The following is a 15,998-nucleotide window of genomic DNA, read 5'->3' as shown; positions in this document are numbered from 1 at the left end:
AACGTTTAGGCAACGCCTGGAACGAAGTCAAGCGCGACGCAGGACACCGTTTGGTTGACGACGGCGGGCGTGGCGTAGGGCGCGCGAACGATCAGCGCGCTGCTGTCAGCGAGGGTGCGGAGCATGCTGCTGTCCTGCAGCGTTGCCGCTGTGACCTCGACTCCATCACCGGTGTTCCTGGCGCGCGCGCGCAGATAGTCCTCGCGGCGATCATTGGCAGGCAGCGGCGCCGTCAGCCTGGCAGTAAAACGCTTCGGCAGCGGCTCGGGGTCGCCGGCCCAACGCTTCAGCATCGGGACCACGAACAACAGAGCGCAGACGTAGGCCGATACCGGGTTGCCGGGCAGCCCGACTATACGCTGGCCGCCGAGCGTGCCCGCCATCATCGGCTTGCCCGGGCGCATCGCGATCCGCCAGAAATCGATCGTCGCGCCGAGCTCGATCAGGACCGGGCGCACAAGATCGTGGTCGCCGACAGATGCGCCGCCGATGGTGACCAGCAGGTCGGCGTCCGCGGCCGCGCGGATCGCTGCGGCAAGCGCGTTGCGGTCGTCCCGCACGATGCCGCCGCCGTAGACCTCGGATCCGGCGGCGTTGAACAGGGCGGCGAGTGCCGTCCCGCCGGTGCTGACGATCTGGCCGGGACCGGGCACCGACCCGGGCGGCACGAGTTCGTCGCCGGTGGAAAGGATGACCACGCGCGGACGGCGCGGGACCGCGACACGGCCGTGCCCTCCCCCCGCCAGTAGTCCGAGCCGGGTCGGGGTCAGCACCGCCCCGGCGTCGACGAGGACCGCGCCGCTCTCGAAGTCGAGGCCGCGCGGCCGGATGTGGGCACCGGCGCGGGGCGGCCCGTCACCGCTCAGGGTGACGCGGTCGCCGTCGAGCGCGACATCCTCCTGCACCACGACGGTGTCGGCCCCGTCGGGGACCGGCGCTCCGGTCGAGATGCGGACCGTTTTGCCCGCCCCGACGCTGCCTTCGAAGACGTGCCCGGCGGACGCCTCGCCGATCAGCCGCCACGGCCCGGCACGGTCGGCCCAGCGGATTGCATAGCCGTCCATCGCGGAGGCGGCGAACGGCGGCTGGGTGAGCCGCGCCACGACCTCGCCCGCGCTCCGCCGCCCCGCCGCGTCGGCTAGCGGGAGTATCTCGGAGGGCAGCGTCTCGAGGCCGGCGAGCAGTCGGGCCTGCGCCTCGGCAACAGCCAGCAGGTCGCTCATGCGGCGCGCCAGTCGCCCGAGCGGCCCCCGCTTTTTGCCAGCAGCCGCACGCCGGCGATGGTCATACCGCGGTCGACCGCCTTGGCCATGTCGTAGATCGTCAGCAGTGCCACCGAGACCGCGCTGAGCGCCTCCATCTCGACCCCGGTGGAGTGGGTGGTGCGCGCCGTCGCGGTCACCCGGATGCCGTCGGCCTCGAAATCTACCGCGACCTCGACGCCGGACAGCGGCAGCGGGTGGCAGAGCGGGATCAGCTCCGACGTGCGCTTCGCAGCCATGATGCCGGCGATGCGCGCGACCGCGATGACGTCGCCCTTGGCGACCGCACCGGCCTTGATCGCGGCCAGCGTCGCCGGCTGCATGACGATCCGCCCCTCGGCGGTGGCGGTGCGCGCGGTGATCGCCTTGGCCGAGACGTCGACCATCTTGGCCGCGCCGGCCTCGTCGAGGTGGGTCAGGCCGGTCATGCCGCGAGCAGTTGGCGGGTCGCGGCGGCGATGTCGGCGGCGCGCATCAGGCTCTCGCCGACGAGGAAGCAGCGGACGCCGTGGGTCGCCATCGAGGCGACGTCGGCGTGGCTGCCGATGCCGCTCTCGGCGACGAAGGTACAGCCGGCGGGCGCATGCGCGACGAGGTCGTAGGTCCGGGTCAGGTCAACCGAGAAGTCGCGCAGGTCACGGTTGTTGACGCCGATCAGGCGCGACTTCAGGCGGAGCGCGCGGCCGAGCTCGGCGGCATCGTGGACCTCGACCAGCACGTCCATGCCACGCTCCAGCGCTGCGGTTTCGATCTCGGCCATGGCACCGTCGTCGAGCGCCGCGACGATGATCAGGATGGCGTCCGCGCCGATGCCGCGCGCCTCCGCGACCTGCCACGGGTCGAGCATGAAGTCCTTGCGCAGCACCGGCAGGTCACAAGCGGCGCGGGCGGCGACCAGATAGTCCTCGTGGCCCTGGAAGTGCGGCGCGTCGGTCAGCACCGACAGACACGTGGCGCCGCCCGCCTGGTAGGCGCGGGCGTGGGCGGCCGGGTCGAAGTCGGCGCGGATCAGGCCCTTGGAGGGCGACGCCTTCTTGATTTCCGCGATCAGCCCGAAACCTGCCTTGGCGGCGTGGTCGAGCGCGGCGCGGAAGCCACGGGGGGCGGTCTGCGCGGTGGCGGCGCGGTCGAGGTCGGCCAGCGAGCGCACGGCCTTGCGGCGCGCGACTTCGGCGCGGGTCACGGCACAGATAGCGGCGAGGCGGTCGGTCACGTTGTGGTCTTAGGGCGGCCGCTGCCTCGCGTCATCCCCCCGGAGCTATGATGCTCTTCGCCAAGGTGTTCGCGCCCTCGATCAAGGGCAAGACCGACCGCTTTGCCTATCGATTCGTGAAGCCCTGACCGGTGCCGGGCGCCGATCTGCCCGGAAGCGACGGCCGGTGGCGCAATCGGCCCATGCTGACGGCGGCGGCGGCCAAGGCGATCGCTGCTGCCGACCACAGCGGCACTATGCTTGCTGGGCCGGCGCGATGAAACAGCAGGGCCACCATGAGCGCTCCTGCGGTCTGGCCCGCCAGACGCGCGGTCGCCAGCATCCCCGCGGCCGCGCCGCTGCGCTCGGGCGGCGCGAGACCGAGCATGGTCCGGTTGTTCGGCGTCTGGAACAGCCCGAAGCCAATGCCGCCCAGCGCGGTGAGCGCCACCAGCATCGGCGCGCCCGACCCGGGCTGCAGCAGCCCCAGCCCGGCCAGGCTCAGCGCCAGCAGGCCGAGCCCGATGCCGCCGAGCAGCCCGGCGGGGAAACGCTCGACCAGCCGTCCTGCAATCGGTGCGGCGACCGCGACACCCAGCGGCAGCGGAGTCATCAACAGCCCGGTCTCGACCCGGTCGAAGCCGAAGCGCGCCTGCAGGATGAACGGCAATGAGACGCCCGCCATCATCATCGCCGCGAAGGACAGCGACGAGGTCGCATAGGAAAGCCTCAGGATCGGCAGCCGCAGCAGGTCGAGCGGCACCATCGGCGCGACCTGACCGCGCGACCGCCGGACGAGCAGCACGCCAGCGGCAACGGCAACGGCGACCTCGAGTGCGGTCAGCAGCGACAGCGTCGAGTGGGCGACATCGGATGCCGCGAGGAACACCGCGCCGAAGGTCGTGGCATTGAGCAGCGCCGACCAGATGTCGAAGCGGTTGCCGCTGCGGGGCGTGATCGGCAGGCACCGATAGCCGATGACCAGCGACAGCAGGCCGAGCGGCACGTTGACCGCGAACAGCCAGCGCCACGAGGCGACCGACAGGATCGCCGCGGCGATACTCGGGCCGGCGGCAGAGGAGACCGCGACGACCAGGGCATTGTAGCCGATGCCCCGGCCGAGCATCGAACGTGGGTAGGTGAAGCGCACCAGCGCGCCGTTGATCGCCATCACGCCGGCAGCCCCGAAGCCCTGCACGAAGCGCGCCATCGCGATGTCCCCGAGGCTTTGCGACAGGACGCAGCCGATCGAGGCGACGGCGAACACCGACAGCCCGACCATGTAGATGCGGCGGTGGCCGACGATGTCGCCGAGCATCGCGATCGGCAGCAGGCTGCTGGTGATCGCGATCTGGTAGGCGTTGACCACCCAGATCGAGGACGCCGCGCTCGCGCCGAGGTCGCGGGCGATCGTCGGCAGGGCGATGTTGGCGATCGAACTGTCGAGCACCGACATCGCCATCGCCAGCCAGATCGCGACGACCGCCCAATAGCGCCGCGGTGTCGGCAGGCCACCGGCCCCGGTCTCCGCCCCCGGCACAACGGCCGTTTCGAAGGAGTCCGCGGTCTCGATGCTGGCGGTCGGGCCGCGACCGTCAGCCATCGGCGCGTTGCGCCCCGGCAAAACGGTCGGTGGCGCGGATCAGCTGGTCGAGGATGCCGGGCTCCGAATAGGCGTGGCCCGCGCCCTCGATGAGGTGGAACGCGGCGCCGGGCCAGGCCTTGTGCAGTTCGTAGGCCGTGCGCGCCGGGCAGACGATGTCGTAGCGGCCCTGGACGATGACCCCCGGGATATCGCGCAAGCGCCCGGCGTCACGCAGCAGCTGCCCCTCCTCGAGCCAGCCGTTGTGGACGAAATAATGGTTCTCGATCCGCGCGAAGGCCAGCGCGAAATGTGCATCGGCGAAGCCCGACGTGACTCCGGCGTCGGGCAGCAGGGTGATGGTCTGCCCCTCCCACAGTGCCCACGCCTGCGCCGCCTCGAGCTGCGCGGCGGTGTCGCTGCCGGTCAGGCGGCGGCGATAGGCGGCGGCAAGGTCGTGGCGCTCGTCGGCGGGGATCGGGGCGAGGAACTGCTCCCACTTGTCCGGGAAGATCTCGGACGCGCCGAACTGATAATACCAGTCGAGCTCGGCCCGGCCGACCATGAAGATGCCACGCACGATCAGCTCGCTGACGTGCGCGGGATGCGCCTCGGCATAAGCCAGCGCGAGCGTCGAGCCCCAGGACCCGCCGAACACCTGCCACCGCTCGACCCCGACCATGATGCGCAGGCGCTCGATGTCGGCGACCAGGTGCCAGGTGGTGTTGGCATCGAGCCCGGCGTGGGGGGTCGAGCGGCCGCAGCCGCGCTGGTCGAACAGCAGGACATCGTAGCGCGCCGGATCGAACAACTGGCGGTGCTTTGGCGAGACACCGCCGCCGGGCCCGCCGTGCAGGAACACCGCTGGCTTGGCACCCGGCGTGCCGCTGCGCTCGAAATAGACGAGATGGCCGTCGCCGACGTCGAGCATGCCGGTCTCATATGGCTCGATCGGCGGATAGAGCGTGCGCAAGTCTGTCATGGCGTATCCCGAACGAGTCGGCGTGTATCGACGCCGCGCCGACCCATACCAGCGGCGCGCTTGCCGACCACCCGATGCGACGAAAAGTCTATGATACTTTGGTCTCGTTTTGCGCCGATCTGACCGTCGCGATGACGGTGTTTCGCGATAAATGGCAGGCGAAAAGCCGATCGACCTACATACGGCGCCGCGCCGATATGGCAGAACCAGCAGGCCGGGCGAGAGGTTCGCAATCGGCCGCGCTGTTGGAGGACCGTCCATGACCTGGAAAACCCCGAAGATCGTCGAAATCGCACTCGGTGCCGAGATCAACTGCTACGCGTGCGCCGAACTGCCTGACTAAATACGCGATGCAGGCTGTGGTGCTGGGGGCGGCAGCCGGCGGCGGATTCCCGCAGTGGAACTCCAATGCAGCAGGCTGTCGGCGCGCCCGCGCGGGTGACCCCTTGGCACTTCCCAGGACCCAGGCCAGCATCGCCGTCAGCGGCGACGGCGAACACTGGTATCTGCTCAACGCCTCGCCAGACCTGCGCGAGCAGATCGGCGCGACGACCGTCCTGCATCCGCGGGGCGAGACGCGTTCGACCCCGATCGCCGGGATCATCCTGACCGGCGGCGACATCGACGTCATCGCCGGTCTGCTGACCCTGCGCGAGCGCCAGGCGTTCACGCTGTACGCGACGTCGCGGATCCATGCCGTGCTCGATGCGAACTCGATCTTCGAGGTGCTGGCGCGCGATGTCGTGCCGCGCGTGACGCTCAAGCTCGACGAGCCGGTCGCGCTGGCCGGCGGGCTGACCGTGGAGTTGTTCGCCGTGCCGGGAAAGGTGCCGCTCTACCTCGAGCAGGGTGATGCGATGCCGGCGATCGCCATCGACGAGACCACCGTCGCGGCGCAGATATCCGAGGGCGACCGCCGCCTGTTCTACATTCCCGGCTGCGCCATGATGACCCCCGAACTGGCCGCACGGATCGACGGCGCGGAGGCGGTGTTCTTCGACGGCACCCTGTGGCGGGACGACGAGATGGTCAGCGCCGGACTCAGCGCCAAGACCGGTCGGCGCATGGGCCACATGAGCCTGTCCGGCCCCGACGGCACGCTCGCCGCCTTCCAGCCAATCGTCGTCGAGCGCAAGATCATGATCCACATCAACAATTCCAACCCGGTCCTGCTGGCGGACTCGCCCGAGCGCAGTCTTGCGGTCGCGGCCGGATGGACGGTCGCGGAAGACGGCATGAGGTTCGAGATTTGACCGACATCCTGCTTTCCCCGGCCGGGCTGGAGGCCGCGTTGCGTGCGATCGGCGCGGAGCGTTACCACAACCTCCACCCCTTCCACCGGCTGCTCCACGACGGCAAACTGGCACGCGGGCAGGTCCAGGCGTGGGCGCTCAACCGCTATTATTACCAGAGCCAGATCCCGGCGAAGGACGCGACGCTGCTGGCGCGCTTGCCGACCGCCGAGCTTCGGCGCGAGTGGCGGCGGCGGATCGAGGATCACGACGGCGACGGCACCAAGCCCGGCGGCATCGAGCGCTGGCTCAAGCTCGCCGAGGGGGTCGGGCTCGACCGCGCGCTGGTTTCGAGCACGTCGGCAATCCTGCCTGCGACACGCTTTGCCGTCGACGCCTACGTGCACTTTGTCCGGGACCGCTCGCTGCTGGAGGCGGTGGCGTCGTCGCTGACCGAATTGTTCTCGACCTCGATCATCGCCGAGCGGGTGTCGGGCATGCTCGCCAACTACGACTGGATCACGCCCGACACGCTCGCCTATTTCACGCCGCGCCTGACCCAGGCGCCGCAGGACAGCGATTTCGCGCTGGCGTACGTCAAGGAGCATGCCGACACGCCCGAGAAGCAGCAGGCGACGCTCGCGGCGCTGCGGTTCAAATGCGATGTCCTGTGGTCGCAGCTCGACGCGCTGTATTTCGCCTATGTCGCCCCGAAGCTGGTGCCGCCCGGCGCTTTCGTCCCGGCCGCATGAGCGGCCTCGCCACCGTGCCGAGTTTCCGCCGCGGGGTGAAATTCCGCTTCGACGCGGTGCGTGACGCCTGGGTCCTGCTTGCTCCGGAAAAGCTGTTCATGCCCGACGAAATTGCCGTCGAGATACTTAAGCTGGTCGACGGTTCGCGTTCGATCGGTGCGATCGCCGACGACCTCGCCATCCGCTTCAAGGCGCCGTCCGAACTGATCGCGACCGATGTTCTCGCAACGCTCGAGACGCTGTCGGCGCGCGGAGCCGTGCAATTATGATCGAGCTCGCCCCGGACGTCGTCGCGCCGCCCTTGGCCCCTGCCCGGGCTCCGGCCCCTGCCCCAGCCCCGCCGATGGGACTGATCACCGAACTCACCCACCGCTGCCCCCTGCAATGCGCCTATTGCTCAAACCCGCTGGCGCTGGATGCACCCGCCGGCGAGCTTTCGACCGCCGAATGGCTGCGGGTGCTCGACGAGGCGGCGGCGCTCGGCGTTCTCCAGGTGCATTTCTCGGGTGGCGAGCCGATGGCGCGGCGGGACCTGGTCACGCTGGTCGCACACGCGTCGTCGATCGGGCTCTACACCAACATCATCACCTCGGGCGTGCTGCTGACCGACGCCGCGATGACCGAGTTGCTGGCTGCCGGGATCGACCACATCCAGCTCAGCTTCCAGGACGTCCTGCCCGACAAGGCCGACCTGTTCGGCGGCTACCGCGGCGGCCATGCCAAGAAGCTGGAGGCCGCGCGGCGCATCCGCGAGGCCGGGCTGCCGCTGACCGCCAACTTCGTCGTCCACCGCCAGAACGTCGACCGCATCGACGACATGATCGCCCTCGGCGAGGCGTTGGGAGCCGAGCGGATCGAGATCGCGCATGTCCAGTATTACGGCTGGGCGCTGCTCAACCGCGGCGCGCTGCTCCCGACCCTCGAGCAGCTCGAATACACCACCGCCGCGGTCGAGGCCGCGCGGGCCCGGCTGTTGGGGCGGATCACCATCGACTACGTCGTGCCCGACTATTATGCGGCGCGGCCGAAGGCCTGCATGGGCGGCTGGGGCAACCGCTTCATCAACATCTCGCCGATGGGCAAGGCGCTGCCCTGCCACGCCGCCGAGACATTGCCGGGCTTCGTCTTTCCCTCCGTCCGCGACCAGTCGCTGGCGTCGATCTGGACCGGTTCCGACGCCTTCAACCGCTTCCGGGGCACAGACTGGATGCCCGACGCCTGCCGTTCGTGCGACCGGCGCGAGATCGACTGGGGCGGCTGCCGGTGCCAGGCGCTCGCGCTCACCGGCGACGCCGCGGCGACCGACCCGGCCTGTGCCAAGGCCCCCGACCATTACCGCATGGCCGAGGCAATCGAAGCCTCGCGCGACATGCCGCTGACCCTCGTGCCGCGCCGGTTTCGAAGGGCCTCACCGACCTCTTTCTGACAGTGGCTCCGCGTCTTCGGTCGTGGGAGGACGATCGGCAAATCGAGTGGAGACGATCATGAACTACGTGAAGCTTGGCTCGACGGGGCTGGACGTGTCGCCGCTGTGCCTCGGTTGCATGACCTTCGGCGTGCCCGACCGCGGCAACCATGCGTGGACCCTCGATGAGGCGCGCAGCCGCCCGATCCTGCAGCGGGCGGTCGAAGCCGGCATCAACTTCTTCGACACTGCCAACGTCTATTCGGACGGCACCTCGGAGGAAATCGTCGGCCGTGCGCTTAAGGATTTCGCGCGACGCGACGAGCTGGTGATCGCCACCAAGGTGCACGGCCGGATGCGGCCGGGCCCGAACGGCGCGGGGCTCAGCCGCAAGGCGATCATGGCCGAGATCGACGCCAGCCTGACCCGGCTCGGCACCGACTACGTCGACCTCTATCAGATCCACCGGTTCGACTATGACGTGCCGATCGAGGAGACGCTCGAAGCGCTCCACGACGTCGTCAAGGCAGGCAAGGCGCGCTACATCGGGGCCTCCTCGATGTACGCGTGGCAGTTCGCCACGATGCTGCACGTCGCCGACGCGAACGGCTGGACGCGGTTTTCGACGATGCAGGACTACCTCAACCTGCTGTACCGCGAGGAGGAGCGCGAGATGCTGCCGCTGTGCGCCGCCGAGGGTGTCGGCGTCATCCCGTGGAGCCCGCTCGCGCGCGGCCGCCTGACCCGCGACTGGGACGAGGCGACCGAGCGCTCCTCGGCAGACCAGTTCGGCGAGATGCTGTACCGCCGCACCGCCGACGCCGATCGGAAGGTCGTCGAGCGGGTCGCGGAAATCGCCGCCGAGCGTGGCGTCCCGCGCGCGCAGATCGCGCTGGCCTGGGTGCTCGCCAAGCCCGAAGTGTCGGCTCCGATCGTCGGTGCGTCGAAGACCGCGCATCTGGACGACGCCCTGGCAGCGCTGGAAATCGGCCTGACCCAGGAGGAGATAGCGCGTCTCGAGAAGCCCTATGTTCCGCACGCGATCGTCGGCTTCGAGTAAACGGTCGCCGGGGTCACGATAGCGCCCGCGCCCTACTCTTTTCGCCCGGTGCTCAGCGAGTTTGGGCCAAGGCCATGAGAACCTGATGCTGCTCGCGTGTCGCGCTCGGGACTGTTCGCACGACCATGTCCTCGATCCGCCGATCGGCATCGGCGAAACTGTGGTCAGCCGATCTCGCCACGCCCTGGAAGAGGCTCCAATGCCGCTGGTAACCGCTGGGGTCGGTGATCTCGACCGCGACGCCGCTGTACCCGAGACCGCCCAAGTCCTGGTTGCGGCCGACTAGTCTCGGCATGCGGTCGAGCGCCGCCGCGATTTCGGCGGCTGGTTTTGGCGCGATTGGCCACGACGGGTTCGGACGCCCGGAATAGATCAGTGCCGTCGCGACGACCGACACCGGCCCGGTCATGCAATGCTTACGTTGGCGTCACTGACCATGAAGGTGCAAAAATCGGTGTACGGCCCGCGGTCGCAGGTCTGCGGATCTGTGATCTTGCGGCCGCTGCTGTCGACATCGCGGGCCGCGGTCTGGCCGGGCTTGTGCGACCAGCAACCGATGTCGTCCTGGCGATACCAGTGATAATCCTGGCCCGGCCAGATCACCAGGGCGACATACCAGCCTGCGCGCGAGGCCTGGAACGTGCTGGTCGTCACCAGGCCGTCGCGGTTCGAGGCAGCGCCGACATCGGCACAGTCGAGCGTCGTGAAGATCGCCCGGGTACCGCGACCCGGCTGGGGAAACGTGCCGGTCGCGTTGTTGTTGGCATAGGCATAACAGTTGTTGAAGCGCTGGCGCGACGGGTCGTTCCAGTACCCGGGATCATAGCTCGGCGCGTCGATGCCGCCGCATGGCGGGCACGGTTCGGCGATCGCAGACACCGCCGGACCCGACGACGACGGGCTGCCGATCGCATCGGCAACGTAGCCGCGGAGATCATCACTGATCGCCCCGGCGTTCACGCCGGCCTCCAGCAATGCCTGTTCGTCGTCGGGGCTGCCAAAGATACGGGCGACGTCGGAGTAATTCCCGATCGCGTCGGCTGTCGTCGCGGTCAGTTGCTCCGGGTCGGTATCGGTGTCGACGATGCGAAACCCGCGATAACCCAGGGGTGGTGCCTCGTCCGTGTCGGGTGCCGCGCGGTCCAGCATGGGAGCGACGAGATCGTCATCCGCTGGCCAGACCGGGTTCGGCATTCCGGAAAAAACGTCCAGCATCGCAAATCGGGCCATATCAACGGCTCCCCTCGCCAGCGTCGCGTCTGGCGGCGCGACTCAACGCAACACCGAGTCGTATTCGGTTCGCTGTGGTGAATAAAACAAAACAATTTTTCCGTTGGCAACTCTCTTGTTCACGACGCGGTGCAGGGCTACACAGTACAGCGAGTCGCAAGCCACGGCGCAAAGTAGCTGTGTTGGGCCGGTTGTTACCGTCCATGACACCATGCGCCAGTCGTGATTAGTTCCTGTTCGGGCCCCCGCGGTCCGATCATATTAGGGTTCTGAATCTAGCGCTTGAGACCCTTAATTATTTCTTAGCATCTATTGTCGTGCAGTCCTGCGCGACGGTCTTTTCGTGTGTCGTGAAAAGGAAGTGGCATGGCGGATATCGAACCTAGTGTTTTGGCCAATTCGATCATGGGCAAGCTCTACAATGTCCTGACCAACGGCGACGACACCGTACCCAAGTCGGCCGATAATTTCTTCAGCTGGTGCACGCCGGGAATTCCTTACGACGTCAGCGACTTCGAATTCCTGACCCAAGGCCTGACCGGCGTCGTCAAGAAGGCCGCCGTTGACGGAATGCAGCCAAGTGCAGCTGCCGCGACGGCCGCCGCAGCCGGCACGACCCCGCCGCCGCCGCCCGCACCACCTGTGCTGACCCAGGAGCAGCTCAACGGATTGATGGCGCAGGACACGATGCGTATGTATCTGCAAGCCGAGAGCCTAGCGCGCGCGCTCGACTTCGTTCCCGACGTCGCCAGTTCCACCAACGGCCAGTTCGCGCAGATGGCGGTGCAGAGCAACGACGGCACGCTCTCGGACATCTACGACTACACGCTGCGCATGAGCCAGGTCATGAAGACCGAGTTGCCGCAGGACGTCGTCGACAAGATAGCGAAGTTTCGTGGCCTGCTGCAAACGGTCGTCAAGAAGAAGGACCTGATCACCGACGAGGAGGTTACGACCACCGAGCCGAGCGAGTTGCAGAAAGCCTATTTTACCAAGATGGCGGCGTACGACGACGCCGCGCTCGAGTATAATGCCCGTCGCATCGACGCACTGACCGCGACCGACTCGCGCGCTATCCACGACTGGGCGATCAACGCCAATATCTATCGCAACAAGGTCCGTGCGGCGATGGATGACTGGGTCAGTAACGGCTACAAGGACGACTACGAAAAAATCGCGGCCTACATCGAGCAAGTGTCGCGGCGTGACATGTCACTGCTCAAGCAGCAGTACGTCGAAGACCTCGAGCACGCTCGACTGACCAGCCCGGTCTCAGGCAGCGACTTTTTCTTCACATCATTGGTCCCCGGCAGCTTCGCGACCTCGACGGGCTGGACGCGCTTCGGCTTTTCGGCGGGAGATTTCTCGAGCCAGAGCAGTTCGGATTACCAATGGTCGAAATCGTCGGGCGGCGGCGGCGGCGGCTTCCTCGGCTTCGGCGTCCACGCCTCGCATTCGGTATCCGACAGCCACAGCGAGTATCACGGCACCGTCGATTCCAGCCAGACCAGCATGTCGTTCGAGATCGCCCAGATCCCGATCGCCCGACCGTGGCTGCGTACCGCCTTCCTGACCAGTCACGGCTGGCGGTTCGATGCGAACAACGTGCTGACCAAGAGCGATCATCTGTCCGACGGGGCCTCGCCGCCCAATGGCAAGATGCCAGCGTATCCGACGACCGCGATCTTCATCCGCAAGCTGTCGCTGAGCTTCGGTAACTCCCACGGCTTTTCGGACTACGCGACAACCGCCCACAGCCAGGCGACGAGCGCTGGTGCGGCGATGGCGTTCGGTCCATTCTTCGTCGGCGGCAGCGGCTCGCACAAGTCGGGGTCGGGCAGTACGTCGCGCGATTATGGCTTCAAGTTCGAGAACAACACGATGTCCGTCGACGGCATGCAGTTGATCGGTTTCAAGTGCCACGTCATGCCGAAAAGCCCCGATCCCGACCCGCAAATCCCGGCCGCCAACTGGATTTGAGGTTCACGACAGGGAGCGGCCACCGATGGATGCCTATGTCCAGCTCGCGTTGATCGAGAAGTCGAAGCTTGTCTTTGCGACCGACGCGGGCGTTTTCCTCAGTTTTCCGCTGCTGTCGCCACTGACCTATACGGTGCCATCGCTGGCGGCGCTGGCGGCCCCGCAGACGGCGGCGGACTATGCTGCCGCCGCCGACTTTGCGCGGACCGTCAACTTCCTGCCGCGCGACATGGTCGCCAGTCCGGACAGCGACCGCTACCTGTGGGATGTCTATGGCGACGTGCTGGCGCGCGCCGAAGTCGCGGGCAGCAGCAGTGCCGCCGTTGACCAGGCAGCCGCCGCCGAGACCCTGTTGTACGATACGGCAAGCGACGGCACCCGCACCGAGACCGCCGCTTACCGCGCCTACCGCCAGTACCGCGACGCCTGGATCGTCGCGCGCGAGGACTATGGCGCGCACAAGCTGACGGGCGAGATGACGACGGACGCCGACGCGGCGCGGCACTGGCTCCAGGTCGAGGAGCCGGCACTCAGAACGGCGCTCGCGTCCGCCGAGAACGACTGGAAGACGCTGGGCCGGCGCGACGATATCGACGCGGCGCTCCAGGCCGAGCACGATGCGGCAGTCAATGATCCGCGTCCGCGCTGGCAGCAATGGGCCGCGGCGTTCAACCCCGACGTCGACCTGCTTTCCGACGCCGCCGGTGGCGGTCACTACGCGCCTACCGGGCTCTCACCCAAGGACTTCGGCAGCGATGGGACCTGGCTGCACTTCGACCTGTCGGCGGGCGAGATGGCGAACCTCGTTGCCAATGCGCCTGCGGAGCTCAAGGTCGTGCTCGACGGCAGCACGAGCACGGTCGAACACGTATCCTTCGACTACCGGTCGGTGGCGATCTTGCGCCCATGGTTCAACAGCAGCGCACTGACCTCCAGGATCTGGCGCAGCGACGATCCACAACTGAACCTTTCGGACGGCGGCGATCCTCCCGGCGGGGCCTGTCCCGCATATGCGACGGCCGTAGTGTTCATCCGCAACCTCGAGGTGACACAGCGCGCGGCAGACCCCGCGCCGGCAGGCCCCGTCGATCTGCGCTTTACACTCGCGGCCAACCGCCTGACGCGACGCAACCTGCAGTTCACGCCGCGCATCATGCTGGAGCGCGCGCCGTCGACCGCCGCGCCGGCGCCACCGATCGCGATCAACGCTCAAATCGCGTTCCGACGCCTCGATCGGCAGAGCCTCGCCGTTGCGCCTGAATCGGTGGCTCGCAGCGCGATCGCGCCGATGCGGTTCCGGCCCAGTATCAGCATGCAGTTCAATCCCGGACTGATCAACGCCGTGCTCGCAAACCGTCTGCATGTGCCGATACAGGTCGGGCCGGCTGACCCGCCCCAGCCGCAGCCTACACAGACACCGACACCGACCCCAGCGCCGCCGCCGCCGCCGCCGCCGCGCGACGACATCTCGATCCTCGCTTTCATCTGCAAGCGGCTGCCCAAGACCCCCGACGCGATGCCGACCTTGCACTGGGGCTAACCTGAAAGGACTTTGCCATGGGCGATACCGATACCGCGCCGGACAAGACCGACACCGGCTGGTTCAACGACGCCGACCAGCTGACCGACTTCATGGCCGACCACCGGATCGGCGACACGACGATGCGCTCGTCGTTCGAGGATGCGCAGGCGATTATCGCGACGTTCGCGGACAGCACCGAAACCGGTGCGTGGGCGAGCCTCGACCGCGCTACGGTAGCCGAGCGGTTGAAGGGGCTGTTCGCGCCCACGACCGCGGCGGATATCGGCAGCGGCTACCGCAGCATCGACCAGGGCGCGCTCAACCTGTGCGGCCCGGCCGCCTTGCTGGTCATGGCGATCGGTCGCGACCCGGTCGCGGTGGCCCACTATGCTACGGACCTGTTCGACACCGGCAGCGGATCCATCGGCAACTTCACCGTGACCGCCAGCGATGACCTCCGCGCCGCCGATTTCGCCGACCTCGAGACCCATGGGCGCATCGCGTCGCAGGCCGAATGGATGATGCTCGGCGCGATCCGGAATACGCTGCAGCCCTTCTGGCAACCGGATTGGAACGGCGATCCCGACCAACTGCTGGCCGGCATGACACGGCCGGAGGAAATCGCCGACTGGATGCGTCAGACCGGCATCTGGACGACGGTCGAAGACAACGGCCGCTGGGCGTCCAACCCCGGCATCCCGAACGCGACCGATCTCAGCGTTGCCGAGGGCACGGATACCGCAATGTTGATCCACGCCAATCTGCTCAAGGAGAGTGAAACTGTCGGCGCCATCGATGGCCCGGCCGCCCACAACTGGTCGCCCCTCGAGTATTTTCCAAACCACTGGGTCGTGCTGTTGAGCGAGATCACGCCAAGCGTCGACGGCGAGACCATGGAGTTCACGGTGTGGACCTGGGCCAGCCGGGTGCGGCTCAAGACACCGAAGCAGGTGTTTCTCGACAATTACTTCGGGACAATCAGCGCATCCCAGTAGCCGGTGGCCTCAGCTTCACCACCGTCGAGCTATTTGGCAGACCATGGCGAAATGAGCGAGATCGAGGTCCGCATCATGAGGCCCCATCACCCTCCGGCCCGCCCGGCTCCCGAGCCAAGGTCGCGGCACCGGCAGATGGATGAAACACTGCCTTCCACCGTGAGCCATCGCCATTCACGCCGCCGAGCACGAGCAATTCGCACGCGATCTGGTCGAGCCATGCGATGAGATCGGTGCCCGCCTTCGGAGGCACGAGAGTACCGGCCTGCAGCGTCCCGTCTGCGCGGCGCGTGAAGGCGGTCAATTCTTTCGTCCGCTGGTAAGCACCGAGCAGCAGCTGTCTTGCCTCGGCACCTGTGACCCAGGCCGGCGGCTTCACAGTGTTCGCCTGCGGTTTCGCTTTCACTGCCGATTTGACTGGCGCGGCCGGGACAGGCGCTGGGACCGGAGCGCTAACTGGGTTTGCCGCCGAGGTCTCGGTCGCGAGAAGTCGGTCCGCCTGACTGGGCAGCGTGGTCAGGACGCCTACTGGCAATTCGTTCGGCGCCACCAGATTCTGTTGCCCGCAGAACCGGCAATTGAATCCGCCGTCACGCCGGGTGCCGCCGCCCTTGTTGGGAACGGTGACGTAGTAAAGCACGCTGAGGGCCACTGTCTGCGACCGACGACAGGAGGTGCACTTACGCTGGAGCGGTCGCGCCATGCGGCCCAGTGCAATCATTGATCATCCCGGTTTGTGACTGAAGACGCCGAACGGGCCGTGCGCGTGAAACGCCGTGTCTGTAACCGATCCCGGACGAGATC

At 67.4% G+C, this 15,998-nt stretch carries 17 protein-coding genes; 9 read left to right on the top strand and 8 right to left on the bottom strand.

Going from position 1 to position 15,998, the window contains the following annotated elements; all coding sequences use genetic code 11:
* Positions 1–5: 5 nt before the first annotated feature.
* From KX816_03885 to pip, 5 genes are all read right to left on the bottom strand, one after another.
* Positions 6–1,223: a molybdopterin molybdotransferase MoeA gene (locus tag KX816_03885; GenBank protein QXQ07196.1), complete on the bottom strand. Its 1,218-nt coding sequence runs from the start codon at positions 1,221–1,223 to the stop codon at positions 6–8.
* Positions 1,220–1,690 (bottom strand): cyclic pyranopterin monophosphate synthase MoaC, encoded by a 471-nt coding sequence (moaC, locus tag KX816_03880; protein ID QXQ07195.1) that lies wholly within the window; start codon positions 1,688–1,690, stop codon positions 1,220–1,222. Before moaC ends, KX816_03885 begins: the two co-directional genes overlap by 4 nt.
* A complete protein-coding gene (trpC, locus tag KX816_03875) occupies positions 1,687–2,475 on the bottom strand; it encodes an indole-3-glycerol phosphate synthase TrpC (protein QXQ07194.1) in 789 nt (262 codons plus the stop codon). The genes moaC and trpC overlap by 4 nt, the downstream gene beginning before the upstream one ends.
* A 106-nt stretch (positions 2,476–2,581) precedes the next feature.
* Entirely contained in the window at positions 2,582–4,057 is a 1,476-nt protein-coding gene (locus tag KX816_03870) for an MFS transporter (GenBank protein ID QXQ07193.1), read from the bottom strand.
* Positions 4,050–5,018 (bottom strand): prolyl aminopeptidase, encoded by a 969-nt coding sequence (gene pip, locus KX816_03865; GenBank protein QXQ07192.1) that lies wholly within the window; start codon positions 5,016–5,018, stop codon positions 4,050–4,052. Before pip ends, KX816_03870 begins: the two co-directional genes overlap by 8 nt.
* Positions 5,019–5,169: 151 nt before the next feature.
* Between pip and pqqA the strand changes: the two genes are divergently transcribed.
* The 6 genes from pqqA to KX816_03835 all read left to right on the top strand — a co-directional run bounded on the left by pqqA (position 5,170) and on the right by KX816_03835 (position 9,467).
* Positions 5,170–5,361, top strand: a complete 192-nt coding sequence (pqqA, locus tag KX816_03860) for a pyrroloquinoline quinone precursor peptide PqqA (GenBank protein ID QXQ07191.1) — start codon at positions 5,170–5,172, stop codon at positions 5,359–5,361.
* A gap of 7 nt (positions 5,362–5,368) precedes the next feature.
* Positions 5,369–6,271: a pyrroloquinoline quinone biosynthesis protein PqqB gene (gene pqqB / locus KX816_03855; protein ID QXQ08389.1), complete on the top strand. Its 903-nt coding sequence runs from the start codon at positions 5,369–5,371 to the stop codon at positions 6,269–6,271.
* A complete protein-coding gene (gene pqqC, locus KX816_03850; protein QXQ07190.1) occupies positions 6,268–7,002 on the top strand; it encodes a pyrroloquinoline-quinone synthase PqqC in 735 nt (244 codons plus the stop codon). Before pqqB ends, pqqC begins: the two co-directional genes overlap by 4 nt.
* Positions 6,999–7,271 carry a pyrroloquinoline quinone biosynthesis peptide chaperone PqqD gene (pqqD, locus tag KX816_03845; protein QXQ07189.1) on the top strand — a complete coding sequence of 91 codons (273 nt, stop codon included), beginning with the start codon at positions 6,999–7,001 and terminating at the stop codon, positions 7,269–7,271. The genes pqqC and pqqD overlap by 4 nt, the downstream gene beginning before the upstream one ends.
* Before the next feature lie 74 nt (positions 7,272–7,345).
* Positions 7,346–8,428: a pyrroloquinoline quinone biosynthesis protein PqqE gene (gene pqqE / locus KX816_03840; protein ID QXQ08388.1), complete on the top strand. Its 1,083-nt coding sequence runs from the start codon at positions 7,346–7,348 to the stop codon at positions 8,426–8,428.
* 58 nt (positions 8,429–8,486) lie between these two features.
* On the top strand, positions 8,487–9,467 hold the full coding sequence (locus tag KX816_03835; protein QXQ07188.1) for an aldo/keto reductase: 981 nt from the start codon (positions 8,487–8,489) through the stop codon (positions 9,465–9,467).
* Between the two features lie 52 nt (positions 9,468–9,519).
* Here KX816_03835 and KX816_03830 read toward each other — a convergent pair whose 3' ends face one another.
* Both KX816_03830 and KX816_03825 read right to left on the bottom strand, forming a co-directional pair.
* On the bottom strand, positions 9,520–9,864 hold the full coding sequence (locus KX816_03830) for a hypothetical protein (GenBank protein ID QXQ07187.1): 345 nt from the start codon (positions 9,862–9,864) through the stop codon (positions 9,520–9,522).
* A gap of 8 nt (positions 9,865–9,872) precedes the next feature.
* Positions 9,873–10,697: a hypothetical protein gene (locus KX816_03825; GenBank protein ID QXQ07186.1), complete on the bottom strand. Its 825-nt coding sequence runs from the start codon at positions 10,695–10,697 to the stop codon at positions 9,873–9,875.
* A gap of 366 nt (positions 10,698–11,063) precedes the next feature.
* Between KX816_03825 and KX816_03820 the strand changes: the two genes are divergently transcribed.
* The 3 genes from KX816_03820 to KX816_03810 are packed head-to-tail and all read left to right on the top strand — an operon-like array spanning position 11,064 to position 15,194.
* Positions 11,064–12,677 carry a hypothetical protein gene (locus KX816_03820; GenBank protein ID QXQ07185.1) on the top strand — a complete coding sequence of 538 codons (1,614 nt, stop codon included), beginning with the start codon at positions 11,064–11,066 and terminating at the stop codon, positions 12,675–12,677.
* Positions 12,678–12,702: 25 nt separating this feature from the next.
* Positions 12,703–14,217, top strand: coding sequence for a hypothetical protein (locus KX816_03815; GenBank protein ID QXQ07184.1), 1,515 nt, complete (start codon positions 12,703–12,705; stop codon positions 14,215–14,217).
* 17 nt (positions 14,218–14,234) lie between these two features.
* Positions 14,235–15,194, top strand: coding sequence for a hypothetical protein (locus tag KX816_03810; protein QXQ07183.1), 960 nt, complete (start codon positions 14,235–14,237; stop codon positions 15,192–15,194).
* A 73-nt stretch (positions 15,195–15,267) separates the two neighbouring features.
* Here the strand turns inward: KX816_03810 and KX816_03805 are convergent, their stop codons facing one another.
* Positions 15,268–15,834: a hypothetical protein gene (locus KX816_03805; protein QXQ07182.1), complete on the bottom strand. Its 567-nt coding sequence runs from the start codon at positions 15,832–15,834 to the stop codon at positions 15,268–15,270.
* Positions 15,835–15,998 lie beyond the last annotated feature (164 nt).

Source organism: Sphingosinicellaceae bacterium (genome assembly GCA_019285715.1).
Classification (GTDB): Bacteria; Pseudomonadota; Alphaproteobacteria; order Sphingomonadales; family Sphingomonadaceae; genus Glacieibacterium.
Note: the sequence above shows the minus strand (reverse complement) of the source record. Positions and strands in the feature narration are given on the sequence as shown.